Consider the following 16,587-nt stretch of genomic DNA (forward strand, 5'->3'; position numbering starts at 1 on the left):
GCGCGGTGACAACGCTGTCAGGGTACTGTGGAGCTAGTCAACCGGTTTGACTAAGTCGCGACCGGGCGGCGACAGCGAAGTCGTTGCCCGCGCATAGGAAACCACAGTGCGGTTGTTCAGCGTCGAGCGGCCGCAACAACGGAAGGCAAGGAAGTGAATCCACGGAAACTCAGCGCGATCTTGTGTTCGTTCGCGCTCTTCGCAACTGTGTCCGTCACGGCGGTAGTCGCGGGCAACAGCGCGTCCGCGCAGCCCGCGGCCGCCGCCGCGGCACCCGCAAGGACTGCGGGCGGGACGCTTGCCGCTGCCGCCGCGGGCGCCACGCAGGACGACGTGTACGCGGCCATGAAGCGAGATCTCAGCCTGTCCAAGAAACAAGCCAAGAAGCGGATCAAGTTCGAGGCCAAGGCCATCAAGGTCGAAAAGAAGCTGCGCAAGAAGCTCGGCGGCAAGTTCTCAAGCCTGTGGATCACCAAGAAGGGGACCATCGCCGCCACGGTGACCTCGAAGAAGGCCGCGAAGAAGGCGAAGAAGCTCGGCGTGCAGAAGGTAAAGATTGTCGCGACGACCGTCAAGAAGCTTGAGAAGAAGGCGACGAAACTGCGCAAGACCCCGCGATCGATCAGCAGCAAGGTCACGTCGTGGTGGGTAGATCCGGTCACGAATAAGATCGTCATTCAGGCGAAGTCGAAGGCAGCGGCCAACTCGGCGGCAAAGAGCGCGGGCCTCAAGGCCGGGCAATTCGCGGTCGAGGTTTCCCAGGATTCCATAGTGCCCGTGCGCGATTACTGGGGCGGTGACCCGCTCAGCGGTTGCACCCTCGCGTTCGCGGTCGAGGGCGGTTTTGTCACCGCGGGGCACTGCGCGGTCGAGGGGCCCGGCCACGTTCTCAAGACAGAACTCAATGGCACGCAGATCGGAACCGTTGTGGCGCAGCAGTTCGGTGGCGGCATCGATGCAGCTTACGCACGCAATGAGAACGGTTGGACCGGACGCGGCAAAGTTACGCACTGGAACGGCGGCGGCGCCGTCGACATCAATGGCTCATCCGAGGCGCCCATTGGGTCGCACCTATGCAAAGCGGGACGAACCACGAAGTGGACCTGCGGCTACGTGTTGAAGAAGAACGTGACGCTGAACTACAACAACGGCGCCAACCCCGTTGTCGCCACGGAGACTTCGGCATGCGCCTTAGGCGGGGACTCCGGGGGCGCCTACGTTTGGAACGATCAGGCGCAGGGAATCACCTCGGGATCGAACCTCGACATGAATAACTGCCGCTCGTGGTTCCAACCGATCAATACGATCTTGCAAAAGTGGAACCTCAAACTACTTGTCGGCGGCGGTACGTCGAGCGGCACGCAGGTCGCGTCCATCCAGGGCTGGCAGAACAAGTGCATTGACGTTCCCAACTCGGAGTTCGTCAACGGCAAGAAGGTGCAGATTTGGGACTGCAATGGCACCAACGCGCAGCGAATCGAGTTCCGGAGCGACGGCAGCTTGCGCGTCGGCGGAAAGTGCCTGGACGCCGAGGGCTGGGGCACGGGTAACGGCACCAAGGTCCAGTTGTGGGACTGCACGGGCGGCGCCAACCAGCAGTGGACCCTCAACTCAGCGAAGGATCTGGTCAACAAGCACGCCAATAAGTGCGTCGACGTTCAAGATTGGGGCAAGAACAACGGTGCAAAGCTGCAATTGTGGCAGTGCTCCGGGACGGCCAACCAGAAGTGGTGGAAGAAGTAAATTAGCATGAGCGCATGCGTTCAGTGATCCGCGGAATCGGGTGGGCCGGCCTCGTCGGTGGCGTCATCGCCGAATGGGCCGGTCCGCCCGATCGATCGTATATCCCGTTCATCGTCATCGGCGCGGCGCTGATTATCGCGAGTACGCAACGCCGTCGCCGCGAGGAGACGGACTACACGGCCGCCATGCTGGCCTCCGCGGGGTACAAAGATCCCGACGAGTCCCTGCCTGCGGGAGTCGAGTCCGCGACAAAGCCTAGGTCGCGCGGCGGCATCGGCTTCTTGGTGTTCCTGATTGTCTTGGGCGCAATACTCTGGCCCATACGCGCGGACATAGTCGAGCACTTCGGCGATTCGACCGGTGCGACCAGCCCCTGGGACTCATCGCAGGACCCCTTCGGCTTTCAGGTCGACGACTAGGCGCACTTCATCTGCAGCACGCCGCGCCCCGGTGGCCGCGAAATGGTAACGTTATAGACGCCGAGTCTGACAACGCTGCCAGGCACGGTTTTCCGTGATGTCAAGGAGGACATTGGTGGCTCCCGTCTTTGCTAGCAAGTCAAGAAGCAGACTCACCGCACTCGTTAGCGCAACGTTGCTTGCCCTCGGGTCCGCGACCGTCATTGGCCCGTCGACCGCGGATGCCGCCGACGGCGCGGTCGCATTCTGGTTGACGGACACGAACAACTCCTGGGGCTCACGCATGGAGCACAAGCCGGACCTCGCGTGGTCGTCCAGCGCCGGCGGCGCCAATGCGACGATTGAGTTGGACGCGTCCCAGACGTACCAGTCGATTGCCGGGTTCGGCGCTTCCCTCACGGACACCTCGAGCTACAACGTGTCGACGCTGTCTTCCACCAATCAAGAAAAGTGGTTCACGGACCTGTTTTCGCGCAGCACCTCATCCAGCGAAGGCATAGGACTCTCCTGGCTGCGGCAGCCGCTCGGCGCGTCCGACTACATCGCGCCGCAGGGTCGCAGTACGGTCGCAGCAACCGGGTCGCTGTTCTACACCTACCAGGACAATCAAAGCAATGGCGTGGACGTCGGCGCCGATAATCGCTCGATCGACATGGTCAACCGCGCACTGGCAAAGAACTCCGGGATCACCGTGATGGGGACGCCGTGGTCGGCGCCGGGTTGGATGAGACAGAACAATTCCATTTTGGGCAATATCGGCGGACGCCTCAAATCCGACCAGGAAGATGCGTATGCAACGTATCTCACCGAGGTGGTCAAGCAGTATGCGGCGCGTGGAATCACGCTGTCCTACATATCCCTGCAAAATGAGCCCGAATTCGCTCCCGCCTACCCGGGCATGAAGATGGACGCATCGCAGCAGGCATCGGTGGCGAAAAAGACTGCCGCGAAGCTGGCGCAGGCCGGACTGTCGACAAAAATTCTTGGCTGGGATCACAACTGGGACAACACCAGCTACCCCTCGACGGTTCTGGCGCAGTCTGGCGACGCGGTGGCGGGCACGGCATGGCACTGCTATGTGTTCAAAGACGGAGTGAGCGCTTCAGCGCAGACCACCGTGCACAACCAGTATCCGAACAAGGACATCTTCTTCACGGAGTGCTCGGGAACCGAAACGGGGGACGCGGCGAAGGACTTCTCCGACACCGTCTGGTATCACATGGAAAACTACGCGATTCCGGCGTTGCGCAACTGGTCGCGGTCGCTGTCATTCTGGAATCTGGCGCTCAATTCCTCGCATGGCCCGTTCCCCACCGGATACCGGGTATGCGTCCCCGAGGGATCGAACAACGAGAACGACTCGAATTGCTCGGGCATCACCACGGTCAAGTCCGACGGCAACTACACGCGCAACGCCGGCTACTACGTCCTGGGGCACTTCTCCAAGTTCGTGGTTCCGGGGGCGGTGCGCATCAAATCCTCCGAAACCACCAGTTCGGTATCCAACGTGGCCTTCAAGAATCCGGACGGCACCTACGCCGTGGTCGTCCACAACGGTGGAGGTGCGCAAAGCGTCAAGGTCACGTTCGAAGGAAAGTCGTTCGTGGAAAACCTGCAGGAAAATGCGATCGCTACCTTCACCTGGGGAACACCGACGGCCGTCGAGCCCGCCGACCCTGTCGTAAACGAGGCGGATGGGCCCACCGGAGCCATCATCAATGTGGCCGACGGAGCGGGGTCGGGCAAGTGCCTTGACCTGAGCTCCGGATCCGAGACCAAGGCGAACGGAACGGCGATCCAGCTGTATGAATGCAACGGCACGCCAAAGGGGCAGCGATTCCAGCATCGCAACGACGACAAGACGATACGCATCCGCGGCAAGTGCGTGACGACTGCCGCCGACACCGTCGGATCCGTAGCGCAGTTGTACGACTGCGATGCCAGCCGCACCAAGACCTGGACGGTGGCGGGCAATGCAATCAAGTCGCCGAGCGGCCTGTGCTTGGCGGTGCCGGGGGACTCGTCCAATAACTTCACCCAACTGCAGTTGAGCGCATGCTCTACCGCCGCGAGCGGACAAAGGTGGCTGCTTGCGAACCGTTCCACGGTCGGTACCACCTCGATCGCGAGCGGTAAGGCATCGAACAAGTGCCTGGGGATCGGCCAGACCGCGGCGGTCGGAGTGAACGTCGAATCGGTGGCATGCGCCAGCGCGACGAAAATCGACCGGGCTGCGGATGATTCGTTGCGGATCGGCGGACTGTGCGTTGCCTACCGCGCCAGCGATTCCAACACCGCCGCGGCGGATGGGGCCAAGCTATTCCTCACGCAATGCACGGGCCAGTCCGCCCAGAAGTGGGATTTCACCGCGTCCCGGGCGGTGCAACTCGCCGGAACGGAACAGTGCCTCGACCTGACTGATGGCAACGTCACCTCGAACGTGCAGCTGCAAACCTGGACGTGTGATACCACAAACCCCAACCAGCGGTGGGACATTTCCAGCGAATCCACCGGCGGCGGTAACGACACCGGAGGCGGCAACGACACCGGCGGGGGTAACGACACCGGCGGGGGTAACGACACCGGAGGCGGCAGCAACACCGGCGGCGGCAGCAACACCGGCGGCGGCAGCAACACCGGCGGCGGCAGCAACACCGGAGGCGGCAGCAACACCGGCGGCGGCAGCAACACCGGCGGCGGCAGCAACACCGGAGGCGGCAGCAACACCGGAGGCGGCAACGACACCGGCGGGGGTAGCGCCGGAAGCCAATCGTCGACGCTGACAGCGACGCTCATGACGGGCGGGACGGCCGATGCCGCCTCGTGGAAATCTGGCAGCTACACGATCACCGCGGCCGGGCTCGCCAACGTGGTGGCGCGGACGGGCGTGCTTACCGTTTACGTAGCCGACGGCTTCGAGCCGGCAACCGGATCCGTTCTTGCAACCATCGCCGGCACGAAGGTGACCCGCACGCTGCACGGCGGAGCAGCCACCTTCTCGATGCCCAAGCGGTTCCAGGCAGTGGCGGTGCCAATAACCCTGACGTATCGTCCGGTCCAAGGCGCATCCGTGGTGGCCCGCGCCACTGCCACATTCGCCCCGGCCAGGTCCGCGATCAAGAAGGTGAAGATCACCACCGGCGCCCGCACCAAGAAGACGATCCGCGTTCGCAAGGCGGCGGTCCTCCGTGTTGGAGTCTCAGCGCCAGCAGGCGTTGCGGTGACGGGAACCGTCACGCTGCGCGTGGGCAAGAAGAAGCTGGGCTCGGCGAAAGTGCGTAAGAGCGCCGGGTCGTATTCGGCAAAGGTAAGGATCAAGGCAGGCAAGAACCGCAAAACCGGGCGGATCACGGCCACCTATTCCGGAAATTCCGCGCTCAAGAGTGCAACGAAGAAGCTGACCGTCAAGGTCAAGAGGTAAGCGTGCCGGGCGGACCGCCAGCGTACCCGTCCCCGCCGACACGAGTGTGAATCCGCGCGCCTTCTTCGTTGAAGATGCTGATTATCTGCGCCTGCTTGCCGCCGGCCGCGCTTATGGAATGCGGTACTGAGGTATCGAATTCGGCGGCTTCCCCGCGCAGCAACGTGATGGAGTTGCCGCCGAGCCGCACCAGGACTCGCCCCGCCAGCACGTACAGCCACTCGTAGCCCGAATGAGTGCGCAAGGCGGGCGGGTCCCTGCGTGCCAGCAGGGTGATCTTGGCGGTCTGGATGGGTGATCCCGGCCCCGCCAGGGGCGTGATAATCGCTCCTGGCGCGCGGATGATCGCGCGGCGCACCCGCGGATCGGGGGTCGGCCCCGCCAGCAGATCGTCGATCTTGACATGCAAGTGCCGCGAAATCGGTACCAGCAGTTCGAGGGTCGCCTGCCGCTTGCCGGCCTCGAGTCTGGAGATTGTTGAGGACGAGATCCCCGTCTCCCGCGATAAGTCTTCCAGAGTTAGCCCCCGAGACCTGCGCGCAGCTCGCAAGCGCGGGCCTACGGATTCCAAGGCATCCATGCGATTCTCCTTGCCGTTTTGGCAAACATTCTTGCACCGAAGCGGAAGCTGCCGCCACCATGAACGGATGACACATCATCACTCACGCACGCGGTCGCAACACGGGGGCGGCCATCCAACGCCGCCGCAGGACCCCGAAGGACGCGCCGGGCGCACCACCGCGGGTTCCACCACGGGCTCCACTAGCGAGACCACCGGCGATACCACCGCGAACACCACCGCCGGCCCCGGCCACCCGGACCCGACGGACGCCACCCCAATAGATCCCGCCGCCTACTGGGAGCGGCGCTACGCTTCCGCATCCGGGGCCATGTGGTCCGGGCGGGTGAACGCCCAACTGCAACAAATCGCATCCAACCTCACCCCGGGAACGGCCCTCGACCTGGGCTGCGGCGAGGGCGGCGACGTGCTGTGGCTGGCTAATAACGGTTGGCGAGCGACCGGAATCGATATCTCGGAGACGGCGCTGGCGCGGGCGCGCAAGCGCGCACGCGCCGCGGGACTTGCGTCATCGGCAACATTCATTGCGCTCGACCTTTCGCGGTTGGGCAAGGCGACCTTACCCGCATCCGCATTCGACCTGGTCACCGCGAGCTTCCTACATTCGCCGGTCGAACTTGAACGAATCAGCATCCTGCGCGCGGGCGCGGACCTTGTGGCTCCCGGCGGGCACCTACTCATCACCACGCACGCTGCTCCCCCGCCGTGGTCGCGCTCCGCGCACGGCGACCATCACCACCGCTTAGTGCCGCCGCAGACCGAGGCCGAAATGCTGTCCCTCGCGGACGACGAGTGGGAGACGCTCCTGGTCGAGTCGCGCGTGCGCGCGGCGACCGGCCCCAACGGAGAGCTAGCCGAGCTCGAGGACGGAATACTGCTCTTTCGTCGTAACGGTTGATGTCGGGGAGGCGGGCCTCGTCCGTCGGTCCTTGAGAAACGAGCCGGACGGAAATTACATGCACGGGAATATATCTGCGGGCGGCGGCGCTACACCCTGATGTGAAAAGGATCGGCTTCTTATCGTTCGGCCACTGGCACCCGCGCACCCTCACTCGCACCGCGAGCGATGTCCTGCACCAATCGGTTGACCTGGCCGTTGCCGCCGAGGAACTCGGCATAGACGGGGCGTATTTCCGCGTCCACCACTTCGCGCGCCAACTCGCCTCGCCCTTCCCGCTCTTGACCGCGGTGGGGATGCGCACTTCGCGCATCGAAATCGGCACCGGCGTCATCGACATGCGGTACGAAAACCCGCTCTACATGGCGGAAACGGCCGCCTCCGCCGATCTGTTGAGCGGCGAACGCCTGCAATTGGGCATTTCGCGAGGATCGCCCGAAACTGTCATCGACGGGTACAAGGTCTTCGGTAACATCCCGCCCGCGGGCACCACGGACGCCGAAATGGCAGCCCGGCATACCGAGGCATTCCTTGCCGCGATCGAGGGCGCGAAGCTGGCGCAATCCGACCCAGCCCGCACCGGAGTCAGCGGTCGAGTCGCGATCGAACCTCGCTCGGAGACTCTGCGCGAACGCATCTGGTGGGGGTCCGGTACGCGCGGATCCGCGATCAAGACCGCAGAGCAGGGGATGAACCTGATGAGTTCAACCCTGCTAACTGAGGACACTGGCGTGCCGTTCGATGAACTCCAGGCCGAACAGATTCGCATGTATCGCGAGGCATTCGCCGCGGGCGGCTGGGGTAGAGAGCCACGCGTGTCCGTATCGCGCTCTGTCACACCGTTGGTCTCCGAGCAGGATCGGCAGTATTTCGGGCATCGCAGCGCGCAGGATTCCGAACAGGTCGGCTACATCGACCCGCTCACGATCGCGCGGTTCGGCAAGTCGTATATCGGCGAACCGGACAAAATCGCCGAAGAGCTTGCCAACGACAAGGCCGTACAGGCCGCCGACACGGTCCTGGTTACCGTTCCGAACCAGCGGGGTGTCGATTACAACGCTGCGTTGCTTGAAAACATCGTCAAGCATGTGGCACCCGCTGCCGGGTGGCGGTAGGGGTCGGGCGCTAGCTAACCCTTAAGAACCACCCGAACAGAAGTGGTCCAGCGGTTTTGCGGGCGCGGCCTAGCTCCGCGCCCGCAAAACCGACAGGATCGGTAAGTGGTCGCTCGCGGTCGGTGCCGGCGGCGCATTCACAGTCCGGCACTGCACGACCTCGATTTCGGGTCCGGCAAAGACCCCATCGATCCGCGAGTGCGGTGCCGCCGCGGGGAACGTCGGGGCGGCCGCGCCCCCGGCATCGGCCGCGCACACCGCGCCAGCATCTATAAGACCCGCACCGGTGAACGCCGACCAGGTTGCCGACCCCGGCCCTTCGTTGAAGTCGCCCGTGATCACGGTGACGGGGCGCTCGTTCGCAGTATTTTTCAACAGAGTCCGGACGTGGCGCGCACGCTCAACCGGATCGAGCGACAGGTGAACAACCACCACGCGCACGCCGCGAACCCACACCATGGCCGCGCCGCGCAGGATCGGGATTGCCGGGCGCTGACGCGCGCCCCAGACGCGGAACCGCAGCGCAGAGCCGCGCCCGCAATCGATGCCGTCGCGCACCAGAATCGCCGCGGTTCTGGCACCCCGACCGCGCACTACCACGCGCATTCCGGTCGCCCGCGCAAGCGCACGCAGGCGCCCCCGATACAGCCAGCGCGGAGGTTCTTGCAGCGCCAGAACGTCGGGGTCACACGCGCGCACAACCTGCGCAACCCCCGCAGGGTCCATGGATAGGTGCTTGACGTTATAAGTCAGCAGGCGCAACGGATCGGGGTATTTCACAGTTCCCTACGGAACCCGTGCAGTCCATTCGGCATCACGGAACTTGGTGTCGACCAGTTCCGCGGTCCGCGCCGATTCTTCTTGGGTCAGTTCGCTTTCAACAGTGGTGTAGCGGTTCTTGAACGTGTCCAAGAACCGGCCGATCACCTGGTCGCGCGGCAGGTGCGTCTGGGACCGCACTGGGTCGACGCGCTTGTTCGCGCTCTTAGTCCCCTTGTCCGATAGCTTTTCGCGCCCGATCCGCAACACCTGCAGCATCTTGTCGGCGTCAATGTCGTAGGCCATCGTGACGTGGTGCAGCACCGCCCCCGGCCCGCCTGCGCGCGGGGCGAAGCGCTTTTGCGCCGCACCGGCGATCTTTCCCTGGGGCGAGGCGATATCGTTCAGGCCCGCGTACCTGGCCTGCACGCCCACGGACGCCAGCGCCTCCAACACCCAGTCGTCCAAGAAGGCATAGGACTGCTCAAAACTCATACCGTCGACCAGGGATGCCGGCACGACAAGGGAAAACGTAATGCAGTTGTTCGCTTCCATGAACATCGCGCCGCCGCCTGAGACCCGCCGCACAATATCGACGTCCAAGTCGCGGGCGGCCGCATCATCGACCTCGTTGCGCAGCGATTGGAAGGAGCCGATCACCACCGCCGCCGAATCCCACTGCCAAAAGCGCAGCGTCGGGCCGCGCAGCCCGGCGGCGGTTTGCTCGCCCAAGACCTGGTCCAATGCCGCGTGCCAGGCGGGATGACGCACCCCGGTGTCCAGGTATTCGAACGTGTGGTCGTGCCATCCGCTCGAGTGCCCCAGGGCCCGCCGCACGGCCATCGCCACCGCGTGCGCGTCGAAACCGACCATGGTGATCGGCACACCAAACGAAGCATCTTGTTCCGCCCGGGCGATCGCGTCCGTGATCGCGGCGGCAAGCGTCCCCGCCGGCGCGTGTGCGGGTTGACCCACCAGCGCCCTATCGATGATCGCCAGCGCCTCGTCGGGATCTAGGAAAAAATCGCCGCTGACGTGCACCTCCGTGAGATGGTCGTCCTCAACTTCCAGGTCAACCGCGACCAGTTTCTCGCCCGGGACCTTGAATTCTCCACGCATGGGTACGACATTACCCGCTGTTTACCGCGAAAAGGTGTGCCACGATGGTGCGCAATGACCAGTGCTGCCGACGTGCTTGCAACCCTTATGTCCCGCGTGGGTGATCACGGGCAGGTTCGCCATACCCACCGCATCCCGGGTCGCGGTGCGGTACACGAAGACTGGCCCGCGTGGGCCAATCCCAGCCTGGTCACCGCCTATCGGGGCGCGGGTGTCGAGCGCCCGTGGGGGCATCAGGTGCGCGGCGCCGAAGCGGTATGGAACCGCCAGCACACGGTGCTGGGGACGTCTACCGGTTCCGGCAAATCGTTGTCCTACTGGCTGCCTATCGTCACGCGAGTGGTTGACGGCAAGCGGGCGCTCGATGCGGGAAAGATCGGCGGGGATTCGCGGGCAACGGCGATCTATCTTGCTCCCACCAAGGCGCTGGCCGCGGACCAATTACAGTCGTTGCTGGGGTTGCTGGGCCGCGCCGCTTTGCGCGATGTGACTGCCGACACCTGCGACGGCGACACCCCCAAGGAAGTGCGCGACTGGGTACGCGCCCATACGGACATTGTGCTGACCAACCCCGACTTTTTGCACTACACGCTGCTGCCCGGTCACGAGCGCTGGGTGCGGCTGTTGCGCTCCTTGCAGTACGTCGTGATCGACGAGGCCCACTACTACCGCGGTTTGCTCGGGGCGCACTTGGCACTGATTCTGCGCAGACTCATGCGCCTTCGCGCCCACTATGCGCGCCCCGGTTCGCCGCCGCTGACCGTCGTCGTTGCGAGCGCAACAATCGCCGACCCTTCGCAGTTCATGCAATCGCTTGTGGGAATGCGCGATGCACCGATCGCGGTAATTGATAGGGACGAGGCCCCCGTCGGCGAGCGACTGTTTGTCCTGTGGCAACCGCCGCGCTTGGAGGATGTGCGTGCCGATGCCTTCGATTCCGCGGCGCTGCTGGACGATGACGTGGACGATTCGGACCTTGCTGGCGCGCTGTCTCCCGAGGCCACCGACGCGCGCCGCTCCGTGGTGACCGAGGCTGGAATCATCACCGGTCAGCTGGCGCATGCCGGTGCGCGCTTGTTGACGTTCACGCGGTCGCGGCGCGGCGCTGAAACCGTTGCGGCCGTGGCACGCGACCAGGTTGGTTCGGCGCGCGTGGCCGCCTACCGAGGCGGGTATCTTCCCGAGGAACGGAGGGCCTTAGAAAAGTCGATTTCCCGGGGAAGCCTGCGGGCGCTCGCCACGACCAATGCGCTGGAGTTGGGGATCGACATTGCGGGCCTCGACGCGGTCGTGATCGCCGGATGGCCGGGTTCGCGGGCGTCTGTGTGGCAGCAGGGCGGGCGCGCGGGGCGGGCGGGGAGTTCGGGGTTGGTCATTCTTATTGCCCGCCAGGACCCGTTGGACATGTACCTCGTCGACCATCCGCCCGCGCTGTTCGACGCGAGCGTGGAGGCAAGCATCATCGATCCCGCCAACAAGTATGTGTTGGCGCCGCACGTGTGCGCGGCGGCGGCCGAGTTGCCGTTGGACGACGCGGGCCTGGCGTACCTGGGCGAGGGCGCCGCGGACCTTGCCCGGGAGCTGGCAGACGCCGGATTCCTACGCCAACGCGGCTCCCGCTGGTTTTGGGGACGGCACGAATCAGCGTCTGCGCTGACTGACCTGCGCGGTTCGGGCGCGGGAACGGTCACGATTCTGGACGGCGAATCCGGGGTGGTCATTGGCACCCAGGATGCGACGGGGGCGGATTCTGCGCTACACGCGGGAGCGATCTACACCCATCAAGGCGCGACATTTGAAGTCACCGCATATGACCCACAGGACCTTCTTGCCGTTGTTTCGCGTGCGGACGTTCATTTCCACACGTGGTCGAGGTCCGTCACCAGCACGGAGATCATTGCCGCCCGGATGCAGACGGCCTGGGGCAATGGCGCCGTGCGGTGGGGCTTTGGAGATGTTGCCGTAAGTTCTCAGGTTGTCGAGTTCGAACGCAAGAACAATGCCGACAACGTATCGTTGGGGCGATTTGGGCTGACCTTGCCCGTGCGCCGTCTGGAGACCTGCGCCGTGTGGTGGTCGGTGTCGGGCGACGTCTTGGAGCAGGTCGGCCTGGCGCGGGCGGAAATCCCCGGCGCCTTGCACGCGGCCGAGCACGCCGCGATCGGCCTGCTGCCCCTGTTCGCCACCTGCGACCGCTCGGATATTGGTGGGCTGTCGACTGCGTGGCACGAGCAAACCGACCGGGCGACAGTCTTTGTGCATGACGGTGCGCCCGGCGGCGCCGGATTCGCTGAGCGAGGCTACCGGGTGGCACAAACATGGCTGGAACGCACCCTAGCCGTGATCGATTCGTGCCCGTGCCGCGCGGGGTGCCCGGCGTGCGTGCAGTCCCCCAAGTGTGGCAACGGGAATCACCCGCTCGATAAGGCGAGCGCCGTTCGCTTCTTGCGCGCGGTGCTCTCTCACGCGCCGCTAGCGGAGAATAATGTCCTATGAGAACCTTCGCACGGATTATCCAGGCACTCCTCAAGGAGTCCTCCGCCCGCAGGAACCGCCAAGCTCGGACAGGCAAGCCCGCCCGCACCGCAGGAACCTCCACCCCTACCACGGGCAAGCTCGCCGGCTCCGCGGGTGGGAGCACCGGTTCCGCCGCTTCTGCACAAACTGGTGCGGCTACGAACGGGGACCAGGCGAGGACGTCGACCCCGCGACCGCAGTCCCGGCCAAAGCCCGCAGCGACGGCGGACTATCCGGGCGACTACACCGGAAGCATCACGGCTCAGTATGCGCCCAACCTCGATGGGGACGCCGATCCCGGAGAAATCGTGTGGACATGGGTGCCGTTCGAGGAGGATTATTCCCAGGGCAAGGACCGCCCGGTGCTAGTTATCGGGACCGATGGCGAGTGGATGCTGGCCCTGATGCTCACAAGCAAGGATCACACGCGCGACCTGGAGCGTGAAGCGAGGTACGGCAGGCGCTGGATGGACATCGGGACAGGTCCGTGGGACAAGGCGGGCCGCCCATCCGAGGTGCGCCTGGACCGCATCATTCGCGTCGACCCGAACGCAATCCGGCGCGAGGGCGCAATCGTCGCCAAGAGTCTCTACGACGCGATCACGGCCGCGCTCTAACCTCCCCCGCTGCTTCCTGGGGCCCTGCCCGCGCCGATCCGGCGGGCCCACCCGGGTCAAGACGCACGATCACGGAAGCCACTCCCGCGGCATCAACGTCGCAGCTTCCCACCACCCCCTTGGCGCGCTCGACGACCTCGGTTGCCACTTGGCACGGGGGAAATCTGTCGCTTTGCGCTGCGGTCGCCGCTGCCACCGCGGCGATATCTGCGACCCCCTGCACCCGCACCCGTTCAATATGATTCCCAATCACCATCGCGAGCACCGAGCCCAGCGCCACACCAATTGCGACAATCGCGGCCATCACCGAAGTCATTGCGTCATCACCTGGCCTTCCGAAAACGTCACAGGGAAACCCCCACCAAGTGCGCCTCCGTCGGCGCGCTCTGCCTTGCTGACATCGCAAGACCCCGCCAAGGCCCCGGGACAGACCTGGACACCTCGACGCTCACCCACCCGTTGGATTCGGAAATCGAGGCGCGGGCCTCGTCCCCCGCAATTCTCGCCACTAACTGCGCCGCACCGTCTTTGTCCCCCAATGCCGCCTGCCGCGCTGCAACCGCCGCTGCCCGCTCAATGCCCACCCGCTGTACCCCGACCTGCACCACCGCAATCATGAGCGTCAACACCACGACGACAACGGGTAGCGCCACGGCAACCTCTACCGTGGCGCTACCTCGCTGCCCCGCCACGGCGGCACCCACCTGCACCGGCGCTCCACCAGCGTTGCCAACCAAACGCATGCTCACACGCTCAAGGCCGACTTGATAATCCCCTCGAGCAAACCCCGGACCGAATCCGATTTGAGGACCACGATCAACAACCCCGCGAACCCTGCGGCCGCAATCGTCGCAATGGCGTATTCGGCCGTGGCAAGCCCCGCGTCGCCGCATCGACGCATCTGATTGCCGACCTTGGCCACGTGCGCGCGGCACCGCGCCGAGATGCCTACCGGCACGGTGTCGTGAATCGCACTTTCGTGATGAACAAACGTAGCGGTCGAGGTGCGAGTCGCATCGCTGGCCCGATCCGGCCGGTCCCCGTGAGCCCCCGGCGAAATTGTCTGAAGCATGTCCTGAATCCCTTCTTCGTAGCGTCAATGTGCACGTTCACCGGGCCTCTTCGCGACCCGATAGATGAGATATTCCAGGAGCCTGGCCCACTTCGATGTACCCGCACGGCCATGTGGATAACTTCTCGCGGGTGTGCCCGCTACTAAGCCGTGCGCCAAAGAATCCGACCCAGCGGTCGCCGAACCGCGCAGCAGACCCGCTCGCGCGCCCAATGCTCGCGCGGTTGGCGCCAGTTCACAGGGCGGCCTTGTGCTCTCCAAGCGGTTGCCCATGCAGTGGGTTTTCTTCGTGATCGATGCCCAGGTGTTCCTTGCCCGGTTGAAAGCTCAGCAGGCGCAGCGCATTGGCCACGACCAGCAGGGTGGAGCCTTCGTGAATCAGCACGACCAGGCCGATGTTGAGCCCACTGAAGGTCATGACGATCAGGAATGCGACAACCAGCATGCTGGCTGCGAGGTTCTGCGCGATGATCCGGCTCGTGGCCCGGCTGAGCCTGACACTGAACGGGACGCGGCCCAGGTCGTCGCTCATCAGCGCAATGTCGCAGGTTTCGAGCGCTACCGTCGAGCCGGCGGCACCCATGGCGATGGCCACGTCTGCTTTGGCCATCGCGGGGGCATCATTCACCCCGTCCCCGACCATCGCGATTGGCCGGTACCGTTCACGCAGCATTCCGATCTGGGTGACCTTGTCTTCGGGCAGAAGGTCGCCGAAAGCAGCGTCGACGCCAACCTCGCGCGCCACGGCTTCGACGACAGGCCGGTTGTCGCCGGAGATCATAATCATCTGCCCGACGCCGGCCTCGCGCAGCGCCTCCATGACCTGGATCGACTCAAGCCGCGCCCGGTCCATCACCCCCACCAGGCCTAGGAACTCGCCGTCGAAACGTACGATCATGCTGGTCTGACCATCGTCTTGGGTCTGCCGGTAGCTGTCTTGGAGTTCGGCCGGTAGCCCCAACCCTTGTTCGCTGAACATGCGCAGGTTGCCGACTTGCACGGGTCGGCCGTCGACGGTAGCGGTTAGGCCTCGTCCCGTCACGGCGTGCAGGTCGGCGGCCGTCACTTCCCGGCCCGGGGGAATCCGGCTGCCAAGATCGCGGACAATCGCCGCCGCCAGCGGGTGGTCGCTCAGGGACTCGACAGCAACAAGCACCGGGACAAGCGCTTCGCCCGCAGGCCCGGAAGCCGGCTTCACCGTCGTCACACTGGGCGTGCCCCACGTGAGGGTCCCGGTCTTGTCGAAGGCGATGGCTTTGACGCGGCCGAGAGTTTCGAGCGGCGCGCCACCCTTGACGAGCACACCAGCGCGTGCCGCCCGGGCAATGCCTGCCAGCACCGCGGCCGGGGTGGCGATGGCTAGGGCGCACGGGCTAGCGGCGACCAGCACGGTCATCGCCAAATAGAACGCGTCCGCGAAATCGTTGCCGCAGCCCAGCCACGAGACGAACAGCGTGACCAACACGCCGAGGATGACCGCGGGTACGTACCAGCGCTGAAACCTGTCGATGAACAACTGGGTGGGTGAAGCAGCCTGATCGGTGCTGGTCACCAGTTCGACCACCCTGCTGAGGGTCGAGTCGGCGGCCGTCGCACTTACCCGGATTTCCAGCGCGCCGCTGCCATTGACGGTGCCCGCGAACACCTTATTCGCAGCGGGGACGGCGTCGGCGCTTCGCGTGGCCAACTCCGGGTCAGCCACCGGCGCCTTCTCCACCGGAATGGATTCGCCCGTCACGGCGGATTGATCGACCGCGGATCTTCCCGAAATCACGAATCCATCGGCGGAAATCCTTGAGTTCGGGCGCACAATCACGACGTCGCCGACGCGCAGGTCATCGACCGGCACCTCGACGGTTTCTGCGTCGCCCCGGCGCACCAGCGCCGTGCGCGGCGCAAGTTGCGCGAGCGATTCAATCGACCGGCTCGCCCGGCCCATGGCGTAAGCCTCCAATGCGTGCCCCAAGGAGAATAGGAACAGCAATACCGCTCCCTCGCCCCACTTCCCGATCGCGCCGGCGCCGATGGCGGCGACCAGCATCAGGAAATCGACCTCGAACTTGCCCCGCAGGGTCGAGGCGATCGCCTCCTTGAAGGTGAAGAATCCCCCGAAAAAGTACGTTGCGAGGAAGAACGCCAGCGACACCCACTGCGCGGGCACGTGCATGACGTACTCACAGACCATCCCGGCCGCGTATGCGACTCCCGCGGCGATCGCGAACCACAACTCGATGTTGGAAGCTCCGTGCTCGTGGCGATCCGGCTTGCTTGCTGAAGAAGTATCCATAATCACGACTATACATCACGACATTCTGATATGTGCATAT

At 64.7% G+C, this 16,587-nt stretch carries 14 protein-coding genes; 7 read left to right on the forward strand and 7 right to left on the reverse strand.

Features of this window, described 5'->3' with window-relative positions; translation table 11 throughout:
* Nucleotides 1-153: 153 nt before the first annotated feature.
* The 3 genes from FB389_RS05230 to FB389_RS05240 all read left to right on the forward strand — a co-directional run bounded on the left by FB389_RS05230 (nucleotide 154) and on the right by FB389_RS05240 (nucleotide 5,583).
* A complete protein-coding gene (locus FB389_RS05230; RefSeq protein ID WP_142111686.1) occupies nucleotides 154-1,743 on the forward strand; it encodes a S1 family peptidase in 1,590 nt (529 codons plus the stop codon).
* Between the two features lie 14 nt (nucleotides 1,744-1,757).
* Nucleotides 1,758-2,162 carry a hypothetical protein gene (locus FB389_RS05235; protein ID WP_142111687.1) on the forward strand — a complete coding sequence of 135 codons (405 nt, stop codon included), beginning with the start codon at nucleotides 1,758-1,760 and terminating at the stop codon, nucleotides 2,160-2,162.
* A gap of 97 nt (nucleotides 2,163-2,259) precedes the next feature.
* Nucleotides 2,260-5,583 carry a ricin-type beta-trefoil lectin domain protein gene (locus tag FB389_RS05240; protein WP_142111688.1) on the forward strand — a complete coding sequence of 1,108 codons (3,324 nt, stop codon included), beginning with the start codon at nucleotides 2,260-2,262 and terminating at the stop codon, nucleotides 5,581-5,583.
* Here FB389_RS05240 and FB389_RS05245 read toward each other — a convergent pair.
* Entirely contained in the window at nucleotides 5,573-6,163 is a 591-nt protein-coding gene (locus FB389_RS05245; RefSeq protein ID WP_142111689.1) for a helix-turn-helix domain-containing protein, read from the reverse strand. The genes FB389_RS05240 and FB389_RS05245 overlap by 11 nt on opposite strands.
* Before the next feature lie 67 nt (nucleotides 6,164-6,230).
* Between FB389_RS05245 and FB389_RS05250 the strand changes: the two genes are divergently transcribed.
* Together FB389_RS05250 and FB389_RS05255 are read left to right on the forward strand one after the other, a co-directional pair.
* A complete protein-coding gene (locus FB389_RS05250) occupies nucleotides 6,231-7,061 on the forward strand; it encodes a class I SAM-dependent methyltransferase (protein ID WP_246043532.1) in 831 nt (276 codons plus the stop codon).
* Nucleotides 7,062-7,162: 101 nt separating this feature from the next.
* Nucleotides 7,163-8,176, forward strand: coding sequence for an LLM class flavin-dependent oxidoreductase (locus tag FB389_RS05255; protein ID WP_142111690.1), 1,014 nt, complete (start codon nucleotides 7,163-7,165; stop codon nucleotides 8,174-8,176).
* A gap of 69 nt (nucleotides 8,177-8,245) precedes the next feature.
* On the opposite strand, the gene FB389_RS05260 is transcribed toward FB389_RS05255, so the two are convergent.
* The gene (locus FB389_RS05260; RefSeq protein WP_142111691.1) at nucleotides 8,246-8,956 is read right to left on the reverse strand and encodes an endonuclease/exonuclease/phosphatase family protein; all 711 of its coding nucleotides are present in this window, start codon (nucleotides 8,954-8,956) and stop codon (nucleotides 8,246-8,248) included.
* 6 nt (nucleotides 8,957-8,962) lie between these two features.
* Entirely contained in the window at nucleotides 8,963-10,054 is a 1,092-nt protein-coding gene (gene lplB / locus FB389_RS05265; RefSeq protein WP_142111692.1) for a lipoate-protein ligase small subunit, read from the reverse strand.
* A gap of 54 nt (nucleotides 10,055-10,108) precedes the next feature.
* Here lplB and FB389_RS05270 point away from each other — a divergent pair, with 54 nt between their 5' ends.
* Both FB389_RS05270 and FB389_RS10560 read left to right on the forward strand, forming a co-directional pair.
* The gene (locus FB389_RS05270; RefSeq protein WP_246043533.1) at nucleotides 10,109-12,550 is read left to right on the forward strand and encodes a DEAD/DEAH box helicase; all 2,442 of its coding nucleotides are present in this window, start codon (nucleotides 10,109-10,111) and stop codon (nucleotides 12,548-12,550) included.
* A complete protein-coding gene (locus tag FB389_RS10560) occupies nucleotides 12,547-13,188 on the forward strand; it encodes a type II toxin-antitoxin system PemK/MazF family toxin (protein WP_211344956.1) in 642 nt (213 codons plus the stop codon). The genes FB389_RS05270 and FB389_RS10560 overlap by 4 nt, the downstream gene beginning before the upstream one ends.
* Here FB389_RS10560 and FB389_RS05280 read toward each other — a convergent pair.
* The 4 genes from FB389_RS05280 to FB389_RS05295 form a co-directional block, all read right to left on the reverse strand.
* Entirely contained in the window at nucleotides 13,172-13,504 is a 333-nt protein-coding gene (locus tag FB389_RS05280; protein ID WP_142111693.1) for a hypothetical protein, read from the reverse strand. The genes FB389_RS10560 and FB389_RS05280 overlap by 17 nt on opposite strands.
* A 28-nt stretch (nucleotides 13,505-13,532) precedes the next feature.
* Nucleotides 13,533-13,931, reverse strand: a complete 399-nt coding sequence (locus FB389_RS05285; protein WP_142111694.1) for a TadE family type IV pilus minor pilin — start codon at nucleotides 13,929-13,931, stop codon at nucleotides 13,533-13,535.
* Between the two features lie 2 nt (nucleotides 13,932-13,933).
* The gene (locus tag FB389_RS10690) at nucleotides 13,934-14,260 is read right to left on the reverse strand and encodes a DUF4244 domain-containing protein (protein WP_246043534.1); all 327 of its coding nucleotides are present in this window, start codon (nucleotides 14,258-14,260) and stop codon (nucleotides 13,934-13,936) included.
* Nucleotides 14,261-14,495: 235 nt separating this feature from the next.
* The gene (locus FB389_RS05295) at nucleotides 14,496-16,547 is read right to left on the reverse strand and encodes a heavy metal translocating P-type ATPase (protein WP_142111695.1); all 2,052 of its coding nucleotides are present in this window, start codon (nucleotides 16,545-16,547) and stop codon (nucleotides 14,496-14,498) included.
* Nucleotides 16,548-16,587: the final 40 nt, after the last annotated feature.

The organism is Rarobacter incanus, assembly GCF_006715765.1.
GTDB lineage: Bacteria > Actinomycetota > Actinomycetes > Actinomycetales > Cellulomonadaceae > Rarobacter > Rarobacter incanus.